The sequence below is a fragment of the Brevibacillus sp. FW306-2-1A-C05A genome (assembly GCF_058781555.1).
Window position 1 is genome coordinate 1 of sequence record NZ_JBYSWV010000049.1, and the last position, 24,566, is coordinate 24,566.

The window sequence follows — 24,566 nt, forward strand, 5'->3', positions numbered from 1 at the left end:
CTATGAATACAAACTTTCGGATATCCTCTAGCGCAAAAAAGGACAGTCAGGGCGTTTTTCCCTGACTGTTTTTCTTAGTCGCATGCCACGACAAAAAAGCGGGCCGAAGCGAAGTTTTCCAATGGAGCAAATATCTGTATAATGAGAATATTGCGAAATGATTTACCGACAAGCTGGACAATCTGCGACTTCAGCCTTGCTTCTGTCAAAAGGCGGACAGGAACCAGGAAAAAGGGGAGAGGATACCGTGACATTGAAAGTCGGCATTATCGGCTGCGGTTCGATCGCTACGCATCGCCATGCGCCTGAGTACAGCAGCAATCCGTACACACAAATCCACCTCGTCTACGACCCCAATCCCGAGCGCGCGCAAAAACTGGCAGCCCAGTACGGCGGACAAGTAGCTGGCAGTTGGGAAGAAGTCGTCCACCATCCGGAACTTGCAGCGATCAGCGACTGCTCGACAAACGAGATGCACCACATCATCACCACACAGGCGCTGCTCGCCGGGAAGCATGTGCTGTGCGAAAAGCCGATGGCGACGACGAGCGAGGGGGCGGAGAAGATTCTCACCGCAGCGCGCGCTTCGGGGAAGATTTTGATGGTCGACCACAACCAGCGCCTCGTACCCGCCCATCAAAAGGCGCGGCAACTGATCGCGGCAGGCGAGCTGGGAAAAATTCTTTCGTTCAAGACGAGCTTCGGGCATAAAGGTCCGGAGTATTGGAGCGCCAATCGGACAAAAGGCACGTGGTTTTTCAAAAAAGCGCGCTCAGCGCTCGGAGTGGCAGGCGATTTGGGCATTCATAAGGTGGATCTGCTGCGCTATTTGCTCCAGGACGAGATCGTTCAGGTCAGCGCGTTTGCAGACGTCCTGGACAAAAAAGACGAACAGGGCCAGCCCATCGAGGTGTGCGACCATATGGTATGCCTCCTGAAAACGCAGTCGGGCGCAGTAGGCACGGCGTCGTTCAGTTGGAGCTATTACGGTGATGAGGACAACAGCACGATTTTATACGGCGAGCGCGGCATCATGAAAATTTTTGCCGACCCGCAAAAGGACATCGAGGTCGTGACCGCAGGCGGCGAGCGAGCGGTTTACCAGATCGGTGCGATGCAGACCAATGACGCACAGACCAAAAGTGGCGTCATCGACGCGTTTGTCGAGGCGATTCGCACGGGAACTGCTCCGGCGGTGACAGGAGAAGACGGGCTGTACGCCTTGCGCATTATCGAAGCGGCGATGGAGTCCGCTGCGACGGGGAGAAGCGTCGAGCTTTTTGTCTGATCGTAGCATGAGGGAGAAGAGCGTTGGTCACACTAGGAGGGGAGGTGTGACCGCTGTGGAAGGAAACATTCAGGTCAACGGCAAGGACTATCAGTGCGAATGCACATACGATGGCGATTCGCAGTACAACGTGCAGGTGCGAAACGGCAAAAAGGTGGTTGCGAACTATAAAATTTCGGCAGGCTCGGAAGGCGAAGTGCTGGAGTCTGCGCGCGCCCATTTTGCCGCCGACGTGGAATTGGGAAATGTGCAAGGGTAACGCGCAAGCAAGACCGCAGCTCGGGACGGCAGGGCTGCGGTTTTTTGCTTGCCACTTGTCTTCAAACGTGATACAGTGAAAATGTTTCCAAGGAAACAAAAGGGCGATTGGCAAAGGAGCTGACTTCTGAATTGGATCAGAAAACGAAAATTTGGAATCAGTGGCTCGCGCTTCTCCATAAACAGGAGGAGCAGAGCAAACGCCGCGAAGCGCTGCTCTTGCGCCTCATCCAGAACAGCATTCCCGAATACCAGCATCTGGGCAGCCTCTCGGTCACGGAGCTGCACGTCATTTCCGCGATTGGCCGCGATACCCGGATGAACGTAACGACGATTGCGCAAAACATCGGGGTCACGAAAAGCGCGATTTCGAAAATTACGGTGAAGCTGCTGAAAAAAGGGCTGCTGGAGCGCTACCAACTGGAAGACAACCAGAAGGAAGTTTTTTTCCGCCTGACCAAAGTGGGCGAGCTGGTGAACAGCATTCACGATAGCTTTCACGCGCGGCTGGAGAAAAACGTGTACCGCTTTTTGGACAACTACAGCGAAGCAGAGCTGGCGTTTGTCGCGCGGTTCATTGGCGAAGCGACAAAAGAGCTGGAAAAGAACTGGGCAGAGACGTGAAGGGAGACGGATTCGGGTTCTCCCTAACGTTTTCGTAAATTGTTTCCTTGGACACAATTGTGAGAATGAGGTGAAACCGCAGATGGATGCGAAAAAAGTACTCGTCTTGTTGGGCGTGACCATTTTGCTCGGAACGTTTGCCCAAAATTTGTTTATGCCGATTCTGCCCGCCATGCAAAAGGCGTTTGCGACGAGCGAATACTGGATCAACCTGACAATCTCGCTGTTTACGGTCATGCTGGCTGTGATGCAGATCGTCTACGGGCCGCTCGTGGATCGGTTCGGCCGGAAAAAGGTGCTGATTCCGGCACTCGTCCTGTATGCGCTCGCTTCCGTCGGCTGCTATCTGGCTGATTCGATTGCTTCCTTGCTCGTTTTTCGCGCGATTCAAGGCGCAGGCTTCGCCGCGATCCCGATTGTGGCTGCCACGATGATTGGCGACCTGTTTGCGGGCAACGGGCGGGCGAATGCGATGGGAACGTACCAGATGATGCTGGCGGTAGGACCAGCCATCGGCCCGTTGCTCGGCGGCTGGATCGGGGGAGTGGGCGGACATTCGGCTGTCTTTGCATTTTTGGCCGTAACCGCAGTTCTTTTGCTCATCGGGAACGGACTGTTGCTGCCGGAGACGAAAAACAGCCAGACAGCCGCGAGAAGCTTTCACTTGCGCGCCTACTGCGATATTTTCCGGCAGCCGACGGGAGCGGCCGTGATTTTGCTCGGCTTTGCGCAAATGTTTACGTATTACTGCTTCCTGCTGTTCATCCCCGTCGAGCTGACGCACCGCTACCACTTGTCCAGCGAGCGAATCGGTCTGTTGTTTTTGCTCACATCGGTTGTCTTTATGATTAGCAGCAAGCTGGCTGCCCGTGTGCAAAAGCGGTGGGGATCGCGCAAAGCACTCGTCTGGACAGCCGGAATGCACGCTGTTGCGACTTTTTTGTTCATGGCGGCAGCAGATGCATCGCTCGTCTTGCTCGTCGTGACAAGCGCGCTGTTCGCTCTGGCGCTCGGAATCGGGATGCCGGTGCATACTACGCTCTTGTCGGAAGTGTTTGAACAGGAACGGGCCACCGCGATTGGCGTCTACAACCTGATCCGCTACATGGGCATGGCGGCGGGACCCGTAGCGGGAGCGGCGATGTACGGAGCGGGCGGCACCTGGCTGGAGTTTGGCGCAGCGGGACTTCTGCTCGTGCTCGCGGTTCTGTTTGCCGCGAAAAACGCGGGCGGGCTGCGCCTTGGCAAAAGCGCATAGCGGCAAGTTTGCCGCGTAACCTTTTCTTCCACCTGCAAATGTGCTACAACAAAGAATGACACAAAAGCGGGAGGAGCAAAAAGCATGCAACAACAACACGAGCGAGATCGGCAGCCTGCCAGAGAAGGCGCGCTGGTCGACCCCGCACAAATTCAAGCATACACAGAGGCCGAATGTTTGGCCCTTTTGCAAAAAATAGAAGAGGCACGTACCGACAGTCCGGACGAGCAGCGCGATCGGGCAGAAGCGGCGGTCCTGACCAGGCTGTCCGTTTTGCGCATGGCGAAAAAAGGCGGCTATGCGCTGGCGCAGGAGTGGCTGGAGCGGGCGCTGTCGCTTAAGCCGAACGATCTGTACGCACTGGGTGTACAACTGCGGCTCGCCTTTTCGCAACTGCGCAGCCATCCATTTGAAACCGGGTTTCCGACCGTTCGCGAGACGGATAATGTCGTCGCCAAAAGACGAGCCGTAGAGGTGCTGCGCGAAAAAGCGCTGCTCGCCCAAGCGGAAATCGAACAGTGGCAGGCGATTGCCAAAGAAGCGCTGCATACGGCACATAAGCTGGGGGACGAGCAGGCGAGAGCGACAGCGGAACGTCTGGTCGACCTGTACGGCAGGCGGCAGAGGCTGCTGGCCGAGCTGCTGGAGCGCGTCCAATCGTACGGGGCATCGCTCTCCGGCGTGTTTTTCTCGGCAGAGATGTTGAACCAGTTGCAGGAGACGATTCGCGCCCTGAATTTGCAGGCACAGGAAAAGGTGCAGCTTTTGCCGGAAGACGAGCCGGACGTCGCCAGCGAAGCGCCTGCAGCCGAGCGCCATAGCAAGCTGTCAGCGCTGGAGCAGTTGGAGAGCCTGATCGGACTGCGTGACATCAAGCAGCGAGTGCGCCAGCTTGCCCAGTTTTTGCAATACCGGAAACTGCGCGAGGAAAAAGGCTGGCACATGCACGATCAACTGCCGCTGCACCTCGTGCTGATGGGCAATCCGGGCACGGGCAAGACGACGCTGGCCCGTTTGATCGCTCGCCTGTACCACGAACTGGGGCTGCTTGCCAACGGGCAGTTGATCGAAGTGGACCGCTCTCATCTGGTAGGCGGATACGTCGGGCAGACGGAGCAGCGGGTGATGGAGGCGATCAAGCAGGCAGACGGCGGTGTGCTGTTCATCGACGAAGCGTACAGCTTGAAGCGGCCGGACAGCTCGGGCAGCGACTACGGGCAAAACGCGATTGACACGCTGGTGGCTGCGATGACGAGCGGGGAGTACGCCGGACGGTTTGTGGTCATGCTCGCCGGCTACCCGGAAGAAATGCGGCAGTTTTTGTACGCCAATCCGGGCTTGTACAGCCGCTTTCCGCAGGCAGGCCACTTTGTTTTGCCGGACTACGACGCAGACGAGCTGGTGCAAATTGCGGACGCGGTAGCGGCGCGAAACGACTTTACGCTGACGGATGCTGCCAAGACGGCGTTGCGGGAGCGCATCGAAAAAGCGCAGGTGGACGATACGTTCGGCAATGCCCGCACCGTCACCAATCTGGTGCTGGACGCGATATTCGCCAAAGGGCGGGCGACCGCGGGCAAAGCGCTGCAATGGGACGACTTCACGATTTTGCGGCCGGAGGATGTCAGCGAAGCGCCCCAGCCGACTGCGGAATCGTCCGCCGAAGCACAGCTTCAATCGTTGATCGGGCTTGAAGCGGTGAAGGCCGAGCTGAAAAAAATCGCCGCCTATGTCGCCGTGCAGCAGGAGCGGGCGGCCAGAGGCTTGCCCAAGAGCGCGATTGAGCTGCACGCGGTGTTTACAGGCAATCCGGGCACGGGGAAAACGACGGTAGCGCAACTGTACGCGCAAATGTTGCAGGAGGTCGGGTATTTGAAGCGCGGTCACCTCGTCACGGCAAGCCGTGCGGATCTGGTCGCAGGCTTCGTCGGACAGACGGCGGCGCTCACCCGCAGAAAAGTGCGCGAGGCGTTGGGCGGTGTGCTGTTCATTGATGAAGCATACGCCCTGCTCGGGCCGGGCCAGCAAGACTTCGGCCAGGAGGCGGTCCACACGCTCGTCGAGGAAATGACGAGACACGCGGAAAACCTGGTTGTGGTGCTGGCAGGCTACTCCGGGGAAATGAACGGGCTGCTCCTGAGCAATCCGGGACTTTTGTCGCGATTTAAAAAGTACATCCACTTCCCCGACTACTCCGTGGAAGAGCTTGTGCAAATTTTAGAGCAGGCCGCACAGAAGGCGGGCTATGTGATCGAGGACAACGCCGTGGCTGCGATTCGGCAAAGGCTGGAAAAAGCGTCCCAGGAGCAGCGGCTGCATGGAAACGGGCGGTTCAGCTACAATCTTTTGCAGGAGGCGATCCAGAACCAGGCGCTGCGCATTACGGGCATGTCCCGCGAGAGCTGGGACCAGGAGCTGCTGGCGACGCTTTTATGGAGCGACTTTCAACCGTTGCTGACATGGGAAAGCGAGGAAAATGGGACAAAAGCCTAGTTTTTGTCCCAGGCGTCTGCCTTCCTACTCTTTTGACAATTCACCCGATCCCGTATAATGGAAAAACAAGGCCATGAGGGGAAGGGTGTTTTTCTTTGCAAAAAAGATGGCAGGCAACATTATCGACAACAATCGCTTTGAGCATGCTGCTGGCAAGCTTGCCGGCAGAGGCCAGGCAGCAGCAGGGAGAGAGACGGGGACATATCGAGATCGAAGCCAAGGAAGAGCTGGCGATAGAGAAAACATCGTCGAGACGGAGCGCTTCTGACCTCGTCGTCATCCAGTTGTCCGGCCCGGTGCGCGAACAATGGAAAGAACAACTGGAAGATTTGGGCGCTACTCTGGGCGATTACATACCGGATTACGCCTTTTTGGCCAAGCTGGCTCGCGAGGAGCAACGCGCAGAAATCGAGCGGCTTTCCTTTGTGAAAAAAGTGATTCCGTATCATCCGCAGGCCAAGCTGGCTCCGCAGTTGCGATCCACCCTGGGAAAAACGAAAGCCGTAGAGGTAGCCGTAATTGGCTTCGACCAACAGGTGGACATGCTGCGCACCGTCAGCCGGCTGGCGGATGAAGCAGATATAAAAGAGATCGAGTCGCCAAAGATCGCGCCGCATATCTCCATCGTCACGATGAACGAAGACGCGATTGGACAAGTTATCGAATCGGAGGACGTCATCGCGATCGTCCCTGTCCCGGAAAATGAACTGCACAACGACATCGCAGCGACGATCATCCATGCGGACGAGCTGGCTTCTACAGGCTACACTGGCAAGGGACAGATCGTCGGCGTAGCGGATACAGGGCTGGATACGGGCGACCTGAAGTCGATGCACCCGGATTTTCAAGGCCAGGTCAAAAGCTTGTACGCCATGGGCAGAAAAGACGATGCCAGCGACAGGCACGGGCATGGCACGCACGTGGCCGGGGCTGTTCTTGGCACAGGCGAGGCATCGAACGGGCAGTACAAAGGGATGGCTCCCGACGCGAAGCTCGTCTTTCACTCGATTGAAGACCGCAGCGGCAAGCTGGTGACCGACGTGGAAACGATTTTGCAGGAAGCGTACGAGGACGGCGCCCGGATTCATTCGGATTCGTGGGGAGCCAATGACAAAGGGGCCTACAGTTTAAGCTCGTTTTTGTTTGACCGATTTTTGTGGGAGCATCCGGACATGACCGCGCTGATCGCGGCGGGCAACTTTGGAGTGGCTGGCTATCAGAGCGTCGGCAGCCCGGCTACCGCCAAAAATGTGATCGCCGTTGGCGCGTCGGAAAACGTCCGCCCGAGCCTTGGCGACCACTCGGATAACAAGGACGAGGTATGGGAAGACAGCAGTCGCGGACTGACAGCGGACGGACGTTTGAAGCCAGATATCGTGGCTCCGGGCACGTCGATTTTGTCGACCCGCTCTTCGCTTGCGCCGAGCAAAAATTTTGACAAGCGCTTCAACGACTACTACGCCTATATGAGCGGCACGAGCATGGCGACACCGATTCTCGCGGGCGGCGTCGCGCAAGTCCGGCAGTATTTGGACGAGCAGGGGGAGAAGGAGCCGAGCGGTGCCCTGCTCAAAGCGATGCTGTTGACGAGCGCGGATGATCTCGGCGAAGACATGCGCAAGCAAGGCTTCGGACGGGCGAACTTGGAGCAGGCGATCCAGACGAGCTACAAAGACGTCAAGGACGGGTTGCGGACGCGCGAAAAGGCCGAGTACGCGGTCAAGGTGACAGACAGCTCGAAGCCGCTTGCGATCACGCTTGCCTGGACGGACTATCCGGCTTCGTTTGCCGCCCGGCGCACTCTGGTCAACGACTTGAATCTGAAGGTCACGACCCCGAGCGGCGAGCGCCTGAACGGAAACGACTTTTTCGAAGCGCCGTACGACGACCAGGTAGACAACCTGAACAACGTCGAGCAGATTTGGATTTTGCAGCCGGAAAAAGGGACGTACACCGTGACCGTGGAAGGCTACAACATTCCAAAAGGCCCGCAGCCGTACGCCATCGCCACGACCGGGAAATGGGCGAAGGTCAAGGATGAGGACGAAGACGGCCAGGAAGAGGATGACGACAACAGCGGCCAAGAGGGCAACGAAGACTATGAGATCAGAAGCGAATGGAAAAAAGGGACGCTGAACAAAAAGACTCCTTACAAGGAGTACGTCATCCGCAGCTTTGTAGCGGGAGAGATGAGCTTGTCGCTGGAATGGGACGAGGAAGCGGACCTGCAAGTGTACGTGTACGACAACAACAAGAAGGAGCTGGCTGTCGCGACGGGGACGGACAATCCCGAAGCGCTGTCGGTGAAGCTGCCGAAGTCCGGTCTGTACAAGGTGCGAGTGGAGCTTGCGGACGGCAAAGAAGCGAATTTTCGCATGGACTTGCGGTATCCGGGACGAACGAAAAAGCGCTAGTTACTCCCGACAGCGTGGCGAGCGCGATGAATAAACGGAAAAGACACAGCCTTTGCTCTTGGCGCGAGCGAAGGGCTGTGTCTTTTTTTGTACAGATAAGAATGCATAAGCTTCTTATCGGTATAAGGGCAAGTAAGGCAGCGCCTGGCCATTGGCGCAGCCAAGTTTTCTCATCCGCTTTCAGATGTGTGGTGGTCAAAATGCGTCTTTGCCCAAAAGGCGGCGAGAGCGTCGGCAAAAAGGGCGAATGCCTGGTTGTCCAACGTCGCTGCGCAAACGGTGAACGGCACGGGAGCTGGCCTTTTTTACGCAAGGACGCCTCCCTCTTCTTTTTGCAGCCATTCCCGCGCGCGCAGGGCGATCTCCAGACAGATGCGGCGCTCCGGGGAGGCGTAGTCGTCCCCGAGCAGCTCCGCGATTTTTTCCAGGCGGTGGTAGAGCGTCTGGCGGTGAATGAACAAGCGCTCGGCAGCCTCCTGTTTAGACAAGTTGGCGTCGAGGTAGACGCGCAGCGTGTGCACGAGGGCGGAGCCATGCTTTTGGTCGTGCGCAAGCAACGGGCCCAGATAGTCCGCGATGAAGCTCGCCAGCACAGGCTCGGTCGGGATATGAAACAGCAGGCGAAACAAGCCAAGGTCCGTGAAAAAAGGGCTCGTCGCTTCGCGCTGAAAAGCGAGGGCCTGCTCCGCTTCCGCCAAGTGTCTTCCGGCGTCAGACAACCGTTTGCCCACCCGCCCGATCCCGCAGCAAATCCTGGCGTCCGCTCCGAGCATTTGTCCGGCGATCCGCTTCATGTCTGCCCACGCCTTTTCCAGCGCCCGCCGTGCGTTCGCCGTTGTCTTTTGGTCGATCAGCAAAACGTAGAAGCGGTTGCCCGTGCAGCGGATGAACGGCCGAAAGCCTTGCCGCGTCAGCAGTGAGCGGAATATCGCCGTCAGATCGTGCGGCGGGAGGGCATCGTCTGTCTGGTCGGTGTTTTTTTCGCAAGACATGATGAGCGTGTAGTATGCAGGCGCCTTGCTGCTGCCGGACAGGCCGAGCAACGTGCGCATATGCTCCTCGGGCATCGCGCGGTTGGCGATGAGTTCGTCGAACAGACGGTTTTCCATGGCGCGCGTCTGTTCCTCGGCAAACATTTTGCGCAGGAAAAACTGGGCCATTGCCGAGACGGTGTTGTCCAGCGTCAACAGCAAATACTCGTCTGCCTCGCGCTCGTACAAGATCAGTCCGACGTAGGCCAGCAGGTGGCCCATTGCCATCACCGGCTGATAGATCAACTGCTTGGTCTGTGACAACGCGTGAAAGCGGACGCTGGCGTCGTTCGTGTCTGCTTGCGCAAAATGAGCGCGCATCAGCTCGGTCATCTCCAGTTGGACTGCGTGCGGCAAGGCCGGAACGTACTGGGCAGCGACGTCTGGCGAGTAAAACAGCACCTGGGTTTGCACTGCGGACTGGAAATGCTGGAGCAGCTTGGGGATGCCCGCCGCCTGCAGGCTGAGCTGCTGCAAGCCGCGGGAATACGCTTCGAGGTCGCGCAGCGCCTGCATTTGCCGATTGATGAGATGCTCGTGCAAATCTTGCGTAATATCGACGAAGCGCACAGGCTGATGGAAGACGATGAGCGGAAACTCGTGGTGGTTGGCCATCTCCAGCATGTCCGCCGGAATCGACGGGATGTACACTCCCAGCTCCACGCACAAGCCGGACGCTTTGCGCCGGATCAACTCGGCCAAATAGGCGAGCCGCTTTTCTTTCGCCTCGCCGAAGCCGAGTCCGGTGGAGAGAATCAGCTCGCCGCCATTTAAAAATTGGCCCGTATCGGCCGTCTCCAGAACGTGAACCCAACGCACAGGCCGGGCCAGGCCCCGGTGGCCCGCCACGACCTCGGCGTGCCGAAACAACGGACGTTTGATCGCCTCGGCGATGGTCAGTCGCCAGTCATTGCTCATAAGCAGCCCCCTATCTGCCCGTCTTCCACAAACGATCCGAGGACGGGCAATTGACATGATGTATGATGAATCCTACCGAATGATTGTCATTTTGTCTAGTGATGAGTGGTTTTATTTTTGGATAAAATGGAATTGTCAAACAAATGATCGCAAGGAGTTGAAAGGATGAACACAGCCGCTGTTGGAAATCCATTGAAGAATTACGTAGGGGGACAATGGGTGGAATCGCAGGCAGCCCGCTTTGAGGACGTGCCCAACCCGGCGACGGGCGAACTATTGTCCCGCGTGCCGCTGTCGACGAAAGAAGACGTGGACAAGGCCGTTGCCGCCGCGAAGGAAGCTTTCGCAGGGTGGAGCGCGACTCCGGTCGTGGATCGGGCGCGCATCATGTTTCGTTTTCACAGCCTGCTGGTGAAGCACGAGGACGAGCTGGCGCGGATGATTACGCTGGAGAACGGCAAAAACCTTCCGGAAGCACAGGCAGAGCTGTTGCGCGGGCTGGAAATGGTCGAGTTTGCGTGCGGGATGCCGACGCTGCTCATGGGCGAGACGCTGCCCAATATCGCGGCGAATATCGACAGCCAGGCGATTCGCTTTCCGCTGGGCGTCGTGGCCGGGATTACCCCGTTCAATTTCCCTGTGATGGTTCCGATGTGGATGTATCCGATCGCGATTACCGCGGGCAATACGTTCGTCCTCAAGCCGTCGGAGCGCACGCCGCTGTCCTGCATTCGCATCGCGGAGCTGCTGAAGGAAGCGGGCTTGCCGGACGGGGTGTTCAATGTCGTGCACGGCGCCCACGATGTCGTCAACGGGCTGCTGGAACACCCGGATGTGAAGGCGATCTCGTTCGTAGGCTCGCAGCCTGTGGCGGAGTACGTGTACAAGACAGCCGCCGCCCATGGCAAACGGGTGCAGGCGCTGGCTGGCGCGAAAAACCACCATCTGGTCATGCCGGACACCGACCTGAAGCGGGCAGCGAAAACGATCGTCAGTTCGGCGTTTGGCTGTGCGGGCGAGCGCTGCATGGCGGCGAGCGCGGTCGTCGCTGTCGAGGACATCGCTGACGAGCTGGTGGCGCACCTGATCGAAGAATCCAACGCGCTTGTGATGGGCAACGGGCTTGACGCAGGCGTCGATCTCGGTCCGGTCATTCGCGATTCGCATTTGGCCAAAGTGCACAGCTACATTGAAAAAGGGCTCGCATCCGGTGCTGCGCTCGTGCGCGACGGACGGGAGGATGCGAAGCAGCACGAAAAAGGCTACTTCCTCGGCCCGACGATTTTTGACCAGGCCGATGCGGAAATGGTCATCGTGCGCGACGAGATTTTCGCGCCTGTGCTCAGCGTCATGCGCGTGAAAAATTTTGAAGAGGGCCTGGAAACGATTAGCCGCTCCCGCTTTGGCAACGGTGCGACGATTTATACCAACAACGGAAAATGGGGCAGGGAGTTCGTGCAGCGCGTGGAGGCCGGCATGGTCGGCGTCAATGTGGGCGTGCCTGCGCCAATGGGCTTCTTCGCCTTCTCGGGCTGGAAAGAATCGTTTTACGGCGACCTGCATGCAAACGGCAAGGACGGCGTCCTGTTTTACACGAAGAAAAAGACGGTTACCTCCAGATGGTTCGAAGATGGCGATACGAGCATCGGCTCGCAAAAAGTGTTCGTAAAATAAAGGAGGCTTAGGCGATGGAGCAAGATCAACTGTTGCAAGAGTACGACAAGGACAGCCTGCTTGCGGCCGACCGCGAGCACATGTGGCATCACATGTCGCCCTACAACCCGAATCCGATGATCGTGACAGGCGCAAAAGGCTCCTGGATCACCGATATCGACGGCAACCGCTACCTGGACGGCATGTCCGGCCTGTGGTGCGTCAACGTCGGGTACGGTCGGCAGGAGTTGGCAGATGCCGCCTATGAGCAGTTGAAACAGCTCGCCTACTTCCCGCTGACGCAAAGTCACGTGCCGGCCATTCGCCTCGCGGAAAAAGTGAGCGAGTGGCTGGGCGAGGAGTATCGCGTCTTTTTCTCCAATAGCGGATCGGAGGCAAACGAGGTCGCGTTCAAAATCGCCCGCCAATACCACCACCAGAACGGCGAGCCGGGCCGCTACAAATTCATCTCGCGGCACCGCGCCTACCATGGCAACACGATGGGCGCGCTCGCTGCCACGGGCCAGGCTGTGCGCAAAGAAAAGTACGAGCCGCTCGCGCCAGGGTTCCTGCACGTGCCGCCGCCTTATTGCTACCGCTGTCCTGCGGGCAAGTCGTACGGCAAATGCAATCTGGAATGCGCGCAATACTTCGATCAGGTCATCAACTGGGAAGGCGAAAAAACCGTCGCCGCCGTCATCATGGAGCCGACGATTACAGGCGGGGGCGTGCTCGTGCCGTCGCCGGAATACATGCCGAAGGTGCGGGAGATTTGCGACAAGTACGGCGTGTTGATGATCGTCGACGAGGTCATCTGCGGCTTTGGCCGCTCCGGCCAAAAATTCGGCCACCAAAACTTCGGGATCAAGCCGGATATCGTCACGATGGCCAAAGGCATTACGAGCGCCTACCTGCCGCTGTCGGCCACGGCGGTGCGCGCCGAAATCGCCGACAAGTTCAACGAGCAGGGCAACAACCTGCATTTCCGCCACGTCAACACGTTTGGCGGAAATCCGGCGGCTTGTGCGCTCGCATTGAAAAACTTGGAGATCATGGAAGAGGAAAAGCTGGTGGAGCGCGCCGAGCAGTTGGGGGACGAATTGCGTGCCAAGCTCGCCTTCCTGGCCGATCACCCGAATGTAGGCGACATTCGCAGCTTCGGCTTTTTGATGGGCATCGAAATGGTCGAGGACCGCAAAACGAAAGAACCCGCCGCGCCTGCGAAGCTCACGCAGGTCATCGGCGAGTGCAAAAAGCGAGGGCTTATCATCGGCCGCAACGGCGATACCATTCCGGGCTTCAACAACGTGCTGACTCTGTCGCCGCCTTTTTCTACAACCAGCGATGACATCGACTTTATCGCCCGCGTCATGAAGGAAGCGTTTGACACGTTGGAATAGGAGTTTGAGATAGAGCCTTTTGGCAAAAAATCAGCAGACGCCCCTTGCAGGTACCTGTGTGTGACTTGCAGGCCGGGGCGTCTGCTGTCATGTTTGGCTGTTCGCGACGGCGGAGGCGAACAAACCGTTCCGTCCGCTACTCGTACCGCTTCTGCAGCTTCGCCTTGTGGGCATCGAGAATCTCTTCAAACGGAATGTTGTACTGGTTGGCGAGCAAAATCAGGTTGCCCAGCACGTCGCCGAGCTCTTCCACCAGCTCCTGGCGCGCTTCGTCCGCCTGTTTTTCCCCTTCGTCCGGCCGATCGCGCCCGATTTCGATGGCGCGCACGGCGCGGGCAAGCTCGCCGGCTTCTTCCATGAGAAAGCCTACGCGAATAAACGGCCCGTACTGCGTCCAGCCCCGCTCCTCGTAAAAATCTCCTACCCATTTCTGAAATTCCGTGATATTCACATGTATCTGTCCCTTCTAGATTTTTGTATAATTGTACTATACACCAAAAAGTGGTGACGAAAGCCACTCAACTTTAATGGATCCAGGAGGATGGCATGAAACGTATCTGTGTGTTTGCGGGTTCCAATCCAGGCGTAAATCCGGCTTATGCCCAATATGCAGAAGCGCTGGGGAGAGAACTGCTTGCAAGAGAGCTGGAACTGGTTTACGGCGGCTCCAACATGGGGCTGATGGGACGAGTGGCGAATACGGTGCTCGAAGGCGGCGGCAAAGCGATCGGTGTCATGCCGACCGGACTGTTTCGCGGCGAGATCGTACATACGGGTCTGACAGAGCTGCATGAAGTCGTCACGATGCACGAGCGCAAAGCGAAGATGAACGATTTGTCCGATGGCTTTATCGCCTTGCCCGGGGGCTACGGCACGTTTGAAGAAATTTTTGAAGTGGTGAGCTGGGGGCAGATCGGGCTTCACTCGAAACCGATCGGGTTGTTGAATGTGGACGGCTTCTATACGCCGCTGATGGAAATGGTGCAGCACGCTACAGAGGAAGGCTTCATCCCGCGGATGCAAGGAGAGCTGGTCGTGTGCGAGAGCGATCCGGCTGTTTTGCTCGACCGTCTGCGCGACTACAAGCCGCCCGTCAAAGTGAACAAATGGTCGGAGTTGACCGAGAAGTAGTTGCGTTGAAAAAAAGCAGTTCGCATTGGAAGATGGAGCGAGCTGCTTTTTTGCTTGGCGGAAGGGCGTTTTTGCGTTGAACTAGAAAGGATTGACACACCGTAAGAACAGGTGATAAGGTAGATGACAATATATCCTAGTGAACGCATAGGAATAGTAATAATATGTTTGGGCTTCATACATAAGGAGGAACCGTCATGATGAAATCGAACAAGTGGCTTCAGCTTTCCCACAAAGCGGCGCTCATCGCTGCGCTGGTTCTCCCGGCGACAGCGGGAGCAGCGGCTGCGAATCAGCCTGTGGCAGTCTTGGCCAAAGAAGCGGCGAGCGCATCGGCCGAGGCAGAGTACGGCAGCTTTTTGTTGCAGCAATACGGCATCTCGCTTGACAAGGCGGTGACGCGCGGGCAATTTTCCCAGGCACTCGCCAAGGTAGTTGCGGCTACCCAAAGTATAACGGAAAAAGAAGCGAGCGCGAAAGCCTACGTTCCCGAAGCGCAGGCGCAAGCGACGAAAATCGCAGCCTGGGAAGCCATCAGCGCGGCTGTGAAGGCAGCGGACTTGTCCGAGCTGGCTTACACGTACAGCGAGGATAAAGTGGCAGCGTCGCTGAAAGCGGCGGGCATTTCCTACCAAAAGGGTGGAGCGCTCTCCCTGCAGGCCGCACAGGAAGTAGCGGTTGCCCTTGACACCGGGCTTGTGTCCGCGAGCACGCTGGCCGCGATCAAGGCAGACGGGGACACGACCGGAGAGCTGGCTGTCCAACTATTGGGGAAAGTCGTGGAGTTCCACGGCGACTACAAAAACTACCTAGGCAGCGTGCAAGAGGCGGACATTTACGGCAAGCTCGCGCAAGCCTGGAGCGAATCGTCGATTATCAAGGCAGGAGAGCTGCAACAGATCATCGACACGGGCCTCAAGCAAAACCTGATTACCGGTTACAACCTGAAGGATGCTGCCTTCGATCCGCACTTTGATCCGGAGCGCACCATTACTTACGGACACAGCGATATCGCGCACGCCATTCAACTGATTGGCCTGTTGAAAAGTGAAGGCATCGACGCCAAAGTCCAGTTCGAGCCGAAAACATCCGCCTTCATCTATTTGAAAGAGTGGGGCGAGCCGACCGAGTCGGATGACTACCAGGTCGTGCAAATCGAAAACGGCAATTTTATCGCCTATGCAAAAGAATACGACCTGAGCTTCGAGTTTGCGAGCAAGGAGGAGAAGGAGCGCTTCCAGCCATTGGTGCTGAAATACGCGAAAAGAAACCAGGAAGACGTAACAGGGCTGTTGAAAGCGTCCTGGTGGCAGCCGCTCTACCACTCCCGCACGGAGCTGGCAGACTATCCGATCATTACGAACAACGTCATCAAGGAAGGCCGCTACATCGTCCAGTCGTTCTCCCTGAACGAAGAGTCGCCAAAAGTGGTGGCGGGCCTGAAAAAACTGAGCGACAAGCTGAACGTGGAAACGTACAAGTTCTGGGTTGACCAGCCATTCTACAACTACCTCCACGGCGAATCGAAATAAGCCTGTCCGTCAACGGAGAGGATCGGATAAATAGCGAAAAGCCTTGCTTTGCCCAAGCAGTGGGAAGCAAGGCTTTTTTCGCTCGCCCGCTGATCCGGATGGAGCACTAACGTATAACCCGCTGGCAAAAGCTTCAGGCTGTCCAGCAGTGGCCATTTTCACAAGGGACAAACAAAGAGAAAATGTTCGCAAAAATCCGGCATGTTTTGCTAAACTGGGATAGATAGACAAGGAAAGGCTGATCGGGGAGGGACTACCGTGTTCGCGAAATATGTGTTTCTTTTGCTTACGAGCTTTAGTTTGGCTGCAACCGCAACGGCAATCGGTTCGGCAGCCAGCGTGGCGACGGGCCTGCAACAGACTGCGCCGAGCCAGACCGCAACAGGTCAAGCGAATGCTGCGCAGGAGCTGGCGCAAGTTTCGCTCGTCCACGCGTTCCAGGGCGGCCAATGGCAACAGGACGCGCTGGGCAAATTTTTGGGACAAGCCGTCAAGTCGTTCGACGATTATGTGTATTATCAGGCGGGGATTGCCGTCAAGTGGGATGAAAACGGGCGAGCGTTCGGGGTGTTGGCAGAGCCTGGCTTCAAGGGAGAAATCGTTCCGGGCATTACCGTTCAGACGTCGCAGCAGGAGATTTTGCGCAAGCTGGGCACGCCAGCCTTCACAGAACAGGAGTACGGGCTGATCGGCTATTCTTACCAGGATTACTACTTGTTTGTCACGTTTGCCGAGCAAAAAGCGAAGGCGTTTTCCCTCTATCGCCGCGATCGCGTTCCCGACACGCGGGCGCTCGTCGATATGGCGCAGCATTTGCAAGCGTATGGCGAAAAGCTCGCCGAGCCGGCTGCTTCCGGGCCTTTTTCGATTTTTGCCGCCTGGGGTCAGCCTGATTTTACTTACCATCTGCACGGAATCGGCACGTATGCCTGGGAGTATCCGTCCAGAGGAATCGCCTACGACGGTGCGCCGGAAGAGGCGACATTGACGATCTACAGCAATTTTCCGGCAAAAGACGCGCTGCCTGCCTTGGCGAAGCTTCCCTATGTGAGCATCTCCCCGGAAGATGCGCTGTTTGTGGCCGAAAAGCAACGAATCGAGCAGGAAAAGGCCAATCTTTTGCAAGCGAAAAGCGAAGGGATTTTTGCGCCGGACCGAAAAACGGTGGCGGTCATCGACTCGGAAGTTCTCTACAGTTCCGCCAGCATCCGTTTTTACGATCCGAATGACAAGCCCGTCGCCCAGTTGTTTCCGGGGCATTACGTGAATAAAGCCGTCTGGCTGGACAACAACTGGATCTATTACGAAACGATGATGGGGGCTGGTGTCTACCATGTACCCACGCAAAAGGCGACTGTCATTTTGTCCTGGGACGAGCAGCAGGCGGCGCCGATCACGATGTTTGACGTCAACGAAACGCATCTCGACCTGGCGAAAAAGGAGATTGCGTTCGTGAGCGCGGACAGCCGCACGTACACCGTGCAATACCAGCTTGCCGGGGAGCGCGTCTTCCTTGCCTGGAAAAAATAAAGCCACCTCCACGTGTACTGGAGGTGACCAAACCGCTGTCTGTTCATTCGCTTTGCTCGCCTTCCTTTTCCGCCAAATACGCGCGCATGCCGCGCACGAACAGCTCGCGGATTACCTCATGCTGTGTCTTGCTGCTGACGAGCGCGCGAATTTGCTCCAGCTCTGCAACCAGCTCGGAATCCAGGTGCAGGTTGACGGTCTTTCCTTTGTGGCGCGGGTGAATTTCCCCGTGTCCGCCGCTCTCGCGGATTTGTCCGTCTACAATCGTGCGCGGATCGAGCTGCGCCGGGTCCGGTATGTACAGGCAAGGCGCTTCCAAAATAATATGGGTCAGTTCTTCGCTGAAACGAATGGCGAGGGGCTGCCCCTTTTTTTTGTGAAAATCGCGAATTTGTCGGGACAACTCCTGATTGTCCGCGGTATTTTCCAGCATGATGACGGCCAGTTCCATAGTGCCTCCTTACGGGAGAAACAACTCTTCTTCCGGTACTTGAAGCACGACTTCTCCCGTTGTCTCCAATTGAACTTGGTAGAAAAAGCGCAGGTCACGGCGCGACACAGCAGTGACCAATGCCCAGTCTGCGTCCCGGCTGGCACGGCGAAGCTGCACGCGGTCCAGCACTTCGTACGCGGGGACGAGCAGTCCTTTTTCGTACAAAAACGACAGCACCGCCTCGCGCGGATACAGAAACCGTTTGTTGCCCTGTTTGCTCGCCAAAAGCGGAAAGGCTTCCCGTTCGTCCACGCCCTCGCCCAAATAGCCGTGATCCGACCATCGTTTGATCGTGGCCATGCTGCCGATGCGGACCTGCTTTTGCTCCAATAGCTCGAGAATTTCCCGCGAGGACATGTACGCTTTGCGCTGTTCCGACTGCTCGTGATAGCGTTGTTGCTCGTTTTCCAGTTCGGTAAGCAGCGCGGCAAGCTCTGCGATTTGCTGTTTGACCTGCGCGATTTTGCGGGCGTAGTCCTTCATCGTGACAGACTCCTTTGCCGACGTGGTTACTGTTAGCCTATTCGGACGTGAAATCATTCATGACTGCGAGCGGCGATTGATTTCACTGCGAACATATGGCGATAGGAAATGAAACAAGCATAAAACGGCGATGTTGCACATTGATTAATAGCAAGCATCTTATTCGAGCTGGCAAGGAGGCTGTATATGGATGAGCGTCCCGAATGACCTGCAAAAAAACTTCAGCGAAGTGGTGAGCGCCCTCAAGCCGAAGGAAGCGATCGATGAAGCGAATCGCTGTCTGTACTGCTACGACGCGCCCTGTATCAAGGCTTGTCCCACCTCGATTGACATTCCTTCGTTCATTCGCAAAATCGCGACAGGCAATCTGCTCGGCTCTGCGAGGACGATCATGGAATCCAATCCGGTTGGGGCAAGCTGCGCGCGCGTTTGTCCGACGGAGGAGCTGTGCGAGGGAGCCTGTGTGCTCAATCACGCCTCCAAACCGATCATGATCGGGCTATTGCAACGCCATGCGACAGACTGGGCGATCCGCAACAACGCGGCCTTGTTTCAAAAAGGCGATCCGAACGGCAAGCGGGTGGCGATTATCGGAGCGGGGCCAGCCGGGCTGTCGGCGGCGCGAGAGCTTGCCCGGCTCGGCTACGAGGTCACGATTTACGAGGCAAAAGAAAGAGCGGGCGGGCTGAACACATACGGCATCGTGTCTTTCCGGCTGCCGCAGGAAATATCGCTCTGGGAGGTCGAGCAGGTCGAGGCGTTGGGCGTGACGATCAAGACGAACACGCGGATCGGCGTCGACATCATGCCAGACGAGCTCGTTGCCAACTACGATTCGGTGTTGCTGGCGGTGGGGATGAGCAGCGTGCCTTCCTTGCATATTCCCGGGGAAGAGCTGGAAGGGGTACTGGATGCGATTGCCTTGGTAGAAGATACGAAAACGAAGCCGCTTACCACGGACATGGTCGGCAAAAAAGTGGTCGTGATCGGCGCCGGAAATACGGCGATTGACGCCGCGACCTGTTCGAAGCGGCTGGGGGCGGACAATGTGCAGATTTTGTACCGCAGAACGGTGCAGGAAATGAGCTGCTACCAGTTCGAATACGAGTTCGCCAAGCAGGACGGCGTGGAGTTTCGCTGGCTCGTGGCTCCGACGCGCGTTTTGGGGAACAAAGGGCGCGTGACAGGGCTGGAGCTGATCCGGATGGAGCTGGGAGAGCCGGATGCGAAAGGCCGAAAACGTCCGGTACCGATCCCGGGCAGCGAGTTTTTCATCGAGGTGGACTTTGTCGTTAAAGCGATTGGGCAAAATCGCCACCTGTCGCTGATCGACCAGCTTGGCCTGCAGCATCAAAACGGCATCGTCACCGTCGAGGACGGCACCTACCGGACGTCGCACCCGAAAGTGTTTGCCGCAGGGGACGTCATTTTTGGCGGAGGAAAAACGGACGCGATGGTCGTCGACGCGGCCAATCACGGAAAGCGTGCCGCTTATGCCATCGACAAGGCGATCCGCGACCAGAAGCAGCTTGTCTAGGGAAGTAATGTACAGAATATTCCGACTTAACTGTAGAAGCATTTTTTGCAGCACGTGAACCTAGCAGGGGAGTACGGCGTGCCCGTGGCAGCGCCAAAAAGATGGAGGAGAGCAATCATGGCCGATCTTTCTATCAATCTAGCAGGGATTACATCCCCGAATCCGTTCTGGCTGGCATCTGCGCCACCGACGAACTCGGGTTACCAGGTCCAGCGGGCTTTTGAGGCGGGCTGGGGCGGAGCTGTCTGGAAAACGCTGGGAGAGCCGATCATCAACGTCACGTCGCGGTTTGCCGGACTGACTTTTGGCGGGCAGCGGGTATTCGGGTTCAACAACATCGAGCTGATTACCGACAAACCGCTTGAGGTCAATTTGAAGGAAATGGATGAGACGAAAAAACGGTTTCCCAAGCATACGCTGATCGCCTCGCTGATGGTCGAGCACAAGCAGGAGGCGTGGCATGAGATCGTCAAAAAAGTGGAGGCGATTGGCGTCGACGGCCTGGAATTGAACTTCGGCTGTCCGCACGGCATGGCGGAGCGCGGCATGGGTTCGGCTGTCGGGCAGCACCCCGATCTCATTCGCCAGCAGGTCGAATGGGTAAAAGAAGTGGCCCAGACGCCTGTCATCGTCAAGCTTACCCCGAACATTACCGATATTCGCTTTACTGCCAGGGCGGCTTCGGCGGGCGGAGCGGACGCGATCAGCATGATTAATACGATCAACAGCCTGATGGGGGTAGACCTGGACAAATGGCTGCCGATACCGCACGTGGACGGAAAAGGAGCGCACGGCGGCTATTGCGGACCAGCGGTGAAACCGATAGCCCTGAACATGGTCGCCGAGTGTGCGCGCGATCCGTTTGTCGGCGTGCCGATTTCGGGCATCGGCGGGATTTCCAACTGGCGGGATGCCGTCGAGTTTTTGCTGATGGGTGCGACTGGCGTGCAAGTCTGTACCGCCGCGATGCACCACGGCTTTCGGATCGTCGAAGACATGATCGACGGCTTGAACAACTACCTCGACCAGCGCAAAATCGCCTCGGTCATGGACATCGTCGGCAAGGCCGTGCACACGTATTCGGACTGGGGCCATTTGAACCTCAACTACAAAGTAGTCGCCCGCATCCACGAAGAAACCTGTATCAACTGCAACAAATGTCATATCGCCTGTGAGGACACTTCGCACCAATGCATTGATATCGTCAAGGACGCCGCAACGGGAAAAGAGCGGTTGGTAGTGCGCGAGGAAGACTGCGTCGGCTGCAACCTGTGCTCGATTGTCTGTCCGGTGGAAGGAACGATCGAGATGGTGGAGATTCCGACGGGCAAGCCGCCGCTTTCCTGGAACCAGCGCCAGGCTGCTTTGGCAGGCGGGGGCAGTTGCGAGACGTAAGTTCTAGGGCCGATGGCATGAATGGGGCGTCTGCGGCATAGCATGTACGAGGAACGGGATGTCTCATTTATGCACGGCAGGGGAAAGGAGCGAGGAAGGTCATGAAAAAATGGATTCGCAACGGGACGGTTGTGACGGCGTCAGACACGTATCAGGCAGACGTGCTGATCGACGGCGAAAAAGTCGTCGCGATCGGCTCGGACCTGCAAGCAACAGATGCGGAGGTTATCGACGCAACCGGGTACTATTTGCTTCCGGGCGGCATTGATCCGCACACGCACCTCGACATGCCGTTTGGCGGCACGGTTACATCCGATAACTTTTTCACGGGCACAAAAGCCGCCGCATTCGGCGGGACGACGAGCATCGTGGACTTTTGCCTGACGAGCAAAGGGGAGTCGCTCCACTCCGCGATTGCGACCTGGCACGAAAAAGCGAGGGGCAAAGCCGTCATCGACTACGGCTTCCACCTGATGGTGTCCGATGCCAACGACCATGTGCTGGAAGAGCTGGAGTCGGTCGTGAACAACGAAGGCATTACTTCACTCAAAGTGTTCATGGCGTACAAAAACGTGCTGATGGCCGACGACGAAACTTTGTTCAAGACGCTGATCCGCGCCAAGGAGCTAGGGGCGTTGGTCCAAGTGCACGCCGAGAACGGGGACGTGCTCGATTATTTGACCAAGCAGGCGCTGGCCGAAGGAAATACCGATCCGATCTACCACGCCTACACCCGTCCGCCGGAAGCGGAGGGAGAGGCGACAGGCCGCGCGATTGCGCTCACGGCGCTCGCGGATGCCCAGTTGTACGTCGTGCACGTGTCCTGCGCCGACGCCGTTCGCCGGATCGCCGAGGCGCGCGAAAAAGGCTGGAACGTCTACGGAGAAACATGTCCGCAATATTTGGTGCTCGATATCACCGCGCTGGAAAAGCCGGACTTCGAAGGGGCGAAATACGTCTGGTCCCCGCCGCTGCGGGAAAAGTGGAACCAGGACGTACTGTGGAGCGCGCTGAAAAACGGGATTTTGCAAACAGTTGGTTCCGACCACTGTCCGTTCAACTTTTCCGGGCAAAAAGAGCTGGGCCGCGGAGATTTTACGAAAATTCCGAATGGCGGCCCGATCATTGAGGATCGCATGACCATCCTCTTTTCCGAGGGCGTGCGCAAAGGCAAAATCAGCCTGAATCAATTCGTGGACATCACCTCCACCAAAGTCGCCAAGCTGTTTGGCATGTTCCCGCAAAAAGGCACGATTGCGGTTGGCTCCGATGCGGACATCGTCTTGTTCGACCCGACTGTGCAGCGGACGATTTCGGTGGAGACGCACCATATGAATGTGGACTACAACCCGTTTGAAGGCATGCAGGTTCACGGCGACGTCATTTCTGTGCTTTCCCGCGGCGCGTTCGTCGTCCGCAACAAGCAGTTCGTCGGCCATGCGGGGGCGGGCCGCTACGTGAAGCGGTCGACGTTTGCCAGACCATAGCCAAATGCAAATGCTGGGGTGAGGAGGAGCAAGATGGCGGATAAAGTGACGATCGGGCTGATTCAGGCCAAAAATGACGTGCACGGCGACGAGCCGGTTCATCTTCACAAGGAAAAGGCGATCGAAAAGCATGTGAAAATGGTGCGGGAGGCTGCTGGCAAAGGGGCGCAGATCATCTGTCTGCAAGAAATTTTTTACGGCCCTTATTTTTGCGCGGAGCAAAGCACGAAATGGTACGAAGCGGCGGAAGAGGTGCCGAACGGCCCGACTGTGCAGCAGTTTTCCGCGCTGGGCAAGGAGCTCGGGACCGTGCTGATCTTGCCCGTGTATGAAAAGGTCGGCATCGGCACCTACTACAACACGGCGGCCGTCATTGATGCAGACGGCACGTACCTGGGCAAATACCGCAAGCAGCACATCCCGCATGTAGGGGTGGGCAGCAGCGGCTGCGGCTTCTGGGAAAAGTATTACTTCAAGCCGGGAAACTTGGGCTACCCGGTGTTCGATACGGCTTTCGCCAAAGTCGGCGTGTACATCTGCTACGACCGCCATTTTCCGGAAGGGGCGCGGCTGCTTGGCCTAGGCGGCGCCGAGATCGTCTTCAATCCTTCCGCCACCGTCGCCGGCCTGTCCGAGTATTTGTGGAAGCTCGAACAGCCCGCACACGCGGTGGCAAACGGCTACTACGTCGCCGCCATTAATCGGGTTGGGACGGAAGCGCCGTGGAACATGGGGGAATTTTACGGACAGTCATACCTGGTCGATCCGCGCGGACAGTTTGTCGCTGTTGGCAGCCGCGATCAAGACGAGGTGATTGTGGCGGAGATGGACCGCGAAAAGATCAGAGAAGTGCGGGATACGTGGCAATTTTATCGCGATCGTCGCCCGGAGACGTACGACGACATGGTGAAGTTGCTGCCGTAAGACGAGGTGAGGGAGGCGCCAGGCATGCGTCTTCCTCCTTTTCCTATGTGGGCACGATTTTGGTTTTGCGAAAAACGCCGGAAAGGAGCGGCCAGATCATGAAGCAGACCGTTTATCGCGGAGTGGAGTATCAGGAAGCGCTGCGGGTAGTCAGGGCGCAGCGCTACGAACGGGCAGAACGCCGCCAGTTTACGAATGGAGCGAGCGCAAAGGCGGTGTTCGGGTCGGGCGTCTATTTGGTGAGCAATCCGGTCGTCGCGGCACAGTACGCGATCTGCCACGCCGAGACGATCGGGGACAAAGCCGCCGTGCTTCAGCAGCAGGTGGCTTTGCCGGGGCTGTTCTGTTTGGACGAGCGCTTCGGCGAAAATGAATTGCGCAGCGAGGCGCTGCGGCACAGGCACGGGGCAGATGAGCTGGCGCGGCGCGCGGCCGGGCTTGCGCACGAGGAATGGCTGGAATGGACCGGAGATGAGGTGCGGGCCTACCTGCTCGCCTGTGGATACCGGGGGATTCGCTACTGGATCAGCCCGGAACTTACGTACTATGTTTGCTATGAGCCTGACGCGCAAATCGAAGACATTTCGCTTCTCTCTGTGCTCGAAGTGTGAGAAATCACCCAAGACTATCGACGGATTCGCCAGAGTTTGGTAAGATTTGGACAGTATTCGAGCTTTTTCAACTTACTACTATGGACACGGGAGGATTACCTACAGC

General features: G+C 57.3%; 20 protein-coding genes. 16 read left to right on the forward strand and 4 right to left on the reverse strand.

Annotated elements, in window-relative coordinates:
• Positions 1-247: 247 nt before the first annotated feature.
• The 6 genes from AC3WJN_RS21565 (at position 248) to AC3WJN_RS21590 (ending at position 8,335) form a co-directional block, all read left to right on the forward strand.
• Positions 248-1,288 (forward strand): Gfo/Idh/MocA family protein, encoded by a 1,041-nt coding sequence (locus tag AC3WJN_RS21565; protein WP_007780356.1) that lies wholly within the window; start codon positions 248-250, stop codon positions 1,286-1,288.
• 46 nt (positions 1,289-1,334) lie between these two features.
• Complete coding sequence (locus tag AC3WJN_RS21570) at positions 1,335-1,547, forward strand: hypothetical protein (protein WP_005836325.1); 213 nt, start codon at positions 1,335-1,337, stop codon at positions 1,545-1,547.
• A gap of 131 nt (positions 1,548-1,678) precedes the next feature.
• Complete coding sequence (locus tag AC3WJN_RS21575; RefSeq protein ID WP_007780352.1) at positions 1,679-2,170, forward strand: MarR family transcriptional regulator; 492 nt, start codon at positions 1,679-1,681, stop codon at positions 2,168-2,170.
• A gap of 82 nt (positions 2,171-2,252) precedes the next feature.
• Complete coding sequence (locus AC3WJN_RS21580; protein WP_007780350.1) at positions 2,253-3,428, forward strand: MFS transporter; 1,176 nt, start codon at positions 2,253-2,255, stop codon at positions 3,426-3,428.
• Between the two features lie 84 nt (positions 3,429-3,512).
• A complete protein-coding gene (locus AC3WJN_RS21585; protein WP_007780347.1) occupies positions 3,513-5,921 on the forward strand; it encodes an AAA family ATPase in 2,409 nt (802 codons plus the stop codon).
• Between the two features lie 143 nt (positions 5,922-6,064).
• Positions 6,065-8,335 (forward strand): S8 family serine peptidase, encoded by a 2,271-nt coding sequence (locus AC3WJN_RS21590; RefSeq protein ID WP_007780345.1) that lies wholly within the window; start codon positions 6,065-6,067, stop codon positions 8,333-8,335.
• 305 nt (positions 8,336-8,640) lie between these two features.
• On the opposite strand, the gene AC3WJN_RS21595 is transcribed toward AC3WJN_RS21590, so the two are convergent.
• Positions 8,641-10,284 (reverse strand): PucR family transcriptional regulator, encoded by a 1,644-nt coding sequence (locus tag AC3WJN_RS21595; protein ID WP_005831009.1) that lies wholly within the window; start codon positions 10,282-10,284, stop codon positions 8,641-8,643.
• A 165-nt stretch (positions 10,285-10,449) separates the two neighbouring features.
• On the opposite strand from AC3WJN_RS21595, the gene AC3WJN_RS21600 reads away from it, so the two are divergent.
• Both AC3WJN_RS21600 and AC3WJN_RS21605 read left to right on the forward strand, forming a co-directional pair.
• A complete protein-coding gene (locus tag AC3WJN_RS21600) occupies positions 10,450-11,958 on the forward strand; it encodes a CoA-acylating methylmalonate-semialdehyde dehydrogenase (protein WP_007780341.1) in 1,509 nt (502 codons plus the stop codon).
• Positions 11,959-11,972: 14 nt separating this feature from the next.
• Positions 11,973-13,337: an aspartate aminotransferase family protein gene (locus AC3WJN_RS21605; protein ID WP_005831005.1), complete on the forward strand. Its 1,365-nt coding sequence runs from the start codon at positions 11,973-11,975 to the stop codon at positions 13,335-13,337.
• Between the two features lie 136 nt (positions 13,338-13,473).
• Here the strand turns inward: AC3WJN_RS21605 and AC3WJN_RS21610 are convergent, their stop codons facing one another.
• A complete protein-coding gene (locus AC3WJN_RS21610) occupies positions 13,474-13,788 on the reverse strand; it encodes a MazG nucleotide pyrophosphohydrolase domain-containing protein (protein WP_007780339.1) in 315 nt (104 codons plus the stop codon).
• 95 nt (positions 13,789-13,883) lie between these two features.
• On the opposite strand from AC3WJN_RS21610, the gene AC3WJN_RS21615 reads away from it, so the two are divergent.
• The 3 genes from AC3WJN_RS21615 to AC3WJN_RS21625 all read left to right on the forward strand — a co-directional run bounded on the left by AC3WJN_RS21615 (position 13,884) and on the right by AC3WJN_RS21625 (position 17,530).
• On the forward strand, positions 13,884-14,468 hold the full coding sequence (locus AC3WJN_RS21615; RefSeq protein ID WP_005831001.1) for an LOG family protein: 585 nt from the start codon (positions 13,884-13,886) through the stop codon (positions 14,466-14,468).
• Between the two features lie 197 nt (positions 14,469-14,665).
• Positions 14,666-16,000, forward strand: coding sequence for a hypothetical protein (locus AC3WJN_RS21620; protein ID WP_051353886.1), 1,335 nt, complete (start codon positions 14,666-14,668; stop codon positions 15,998-16,000).
• A gap of 258 nt (positions 16,001-16,258) precedes the next feature.
• Complete coding sequence (locus AC3WJN_RS21625; RefSeq protein WP_005830997.1) at positions 16,259-17,530, forward strand: hypothetical protein; 1,272 nt, start codon at positions 16,259-16,261, stop codon at positions 17,528-17,530.
• Between the two features lie 43 nt (positions 17,531-17,573).
• Here AC3WJN_RS21625 and AC3WJN_RS21630 read toward each other — a convergent pair whose 3' ends face one another.
• Both AC3WJN_RS21630 and AC3WJN_RS21635 read right to left on the reverse strand, forming a co-directional pair.
• Entirely contained in the window at positions 17,574-17,981 is a 408-nt protein-coding gene (locus AC3WJN_RS21630; protein WP_007780332.1) for a hypothetical protein, read from the reverse strand.
• Between the two features lie 9 nt (positions 17,982-17,990).
• On the reverse strand, positions 17,991-18,506 hold the full coding sequence (locus AC3WJN_RS21635; RefSeq protein WP_007780329.1) for a hypothetical protein: 516 nt from the start codon (positions 18,504-18,506) through the stop codon (positions 17,991-17,993).
• A 190-nt stretch (positions 18,507-18,696) separates the two neighbouring features.
• Here AC3WJN_RS21635 and AC3WJN_RS21640 point away from each other — a divergent pair, with 190 nt between their 5' ends.
• The 5 genes from AC3WJN_RS21640 to AC3WJN_RS21660 all read left to right on the forward strand — a co-directional run bounded on the left by AC3WJN_RS21640 (position 18,697) and on the right by AC3WJN_RS21660 (position 24,460).
• A complete protein-coding gene (locus AC3WJN_RS21640; RefSeq protein WP_007780326.1) occupies positions 18,697-20,043 on the forward strand; it encodes an NAD(P)-dependent oxidoreductase in 1,347 nt (448 codons plus the stop codon).
• Positions 20,044-20,160: 117 nt separating this feature from the next.
• A complete protein-coding gene (preA, locus tag AC3WJN_RS21645) occupies positions 20,161-21,438 on the forward strand; it encodes an NAD-dependent dihydropyrimidine dehydrogenase subunit PreA (RefSeq protein WP_007780322.1) in 1,278 nt (425 codons plus the stop codon).
• A gap of 101 nt (positions 21,439-21,539) precedes the next feature.
• The gene (gene hydA / locus AC3WJN_RS21650) at positions 21,540-22,925 is read left to right on the forward strand and encodes a dihydropyrimidinase (protein ID WP_007780318.1); all 1,386 of its coding nucleotides are present in this window, start codon (positions 21,540-21,542) and stop codon (positions 22,923-22,925) included.
• Positions 22,926-22,958: 33 nt separating this feature from the next.
• Complete coding sequence (locus tag AC3WJN_RS21655; protein WP_005830984.1) at positions 22,959-23,849, forward strand: nitrilase-related carbon-nitrogen hydrolase; 891 nt, start codon at positions 22,959-22,961, stop codon at positions 23,847-23,849.
• Positions 23,850-23,947: 98 nt separating this feature from the next.
• Positions 23,948-24,460, forward strand: a complete 513-nt coding sequence (locus tag AC3WJN_RS21660) for a hypothetical protein (protein WP_005830982.1) — start codon at positions 23,948-23,950, stop codon at positions 24,458-24,460.
• Positions 24,461-24,566: the final 106 nt, after the last annotated feature.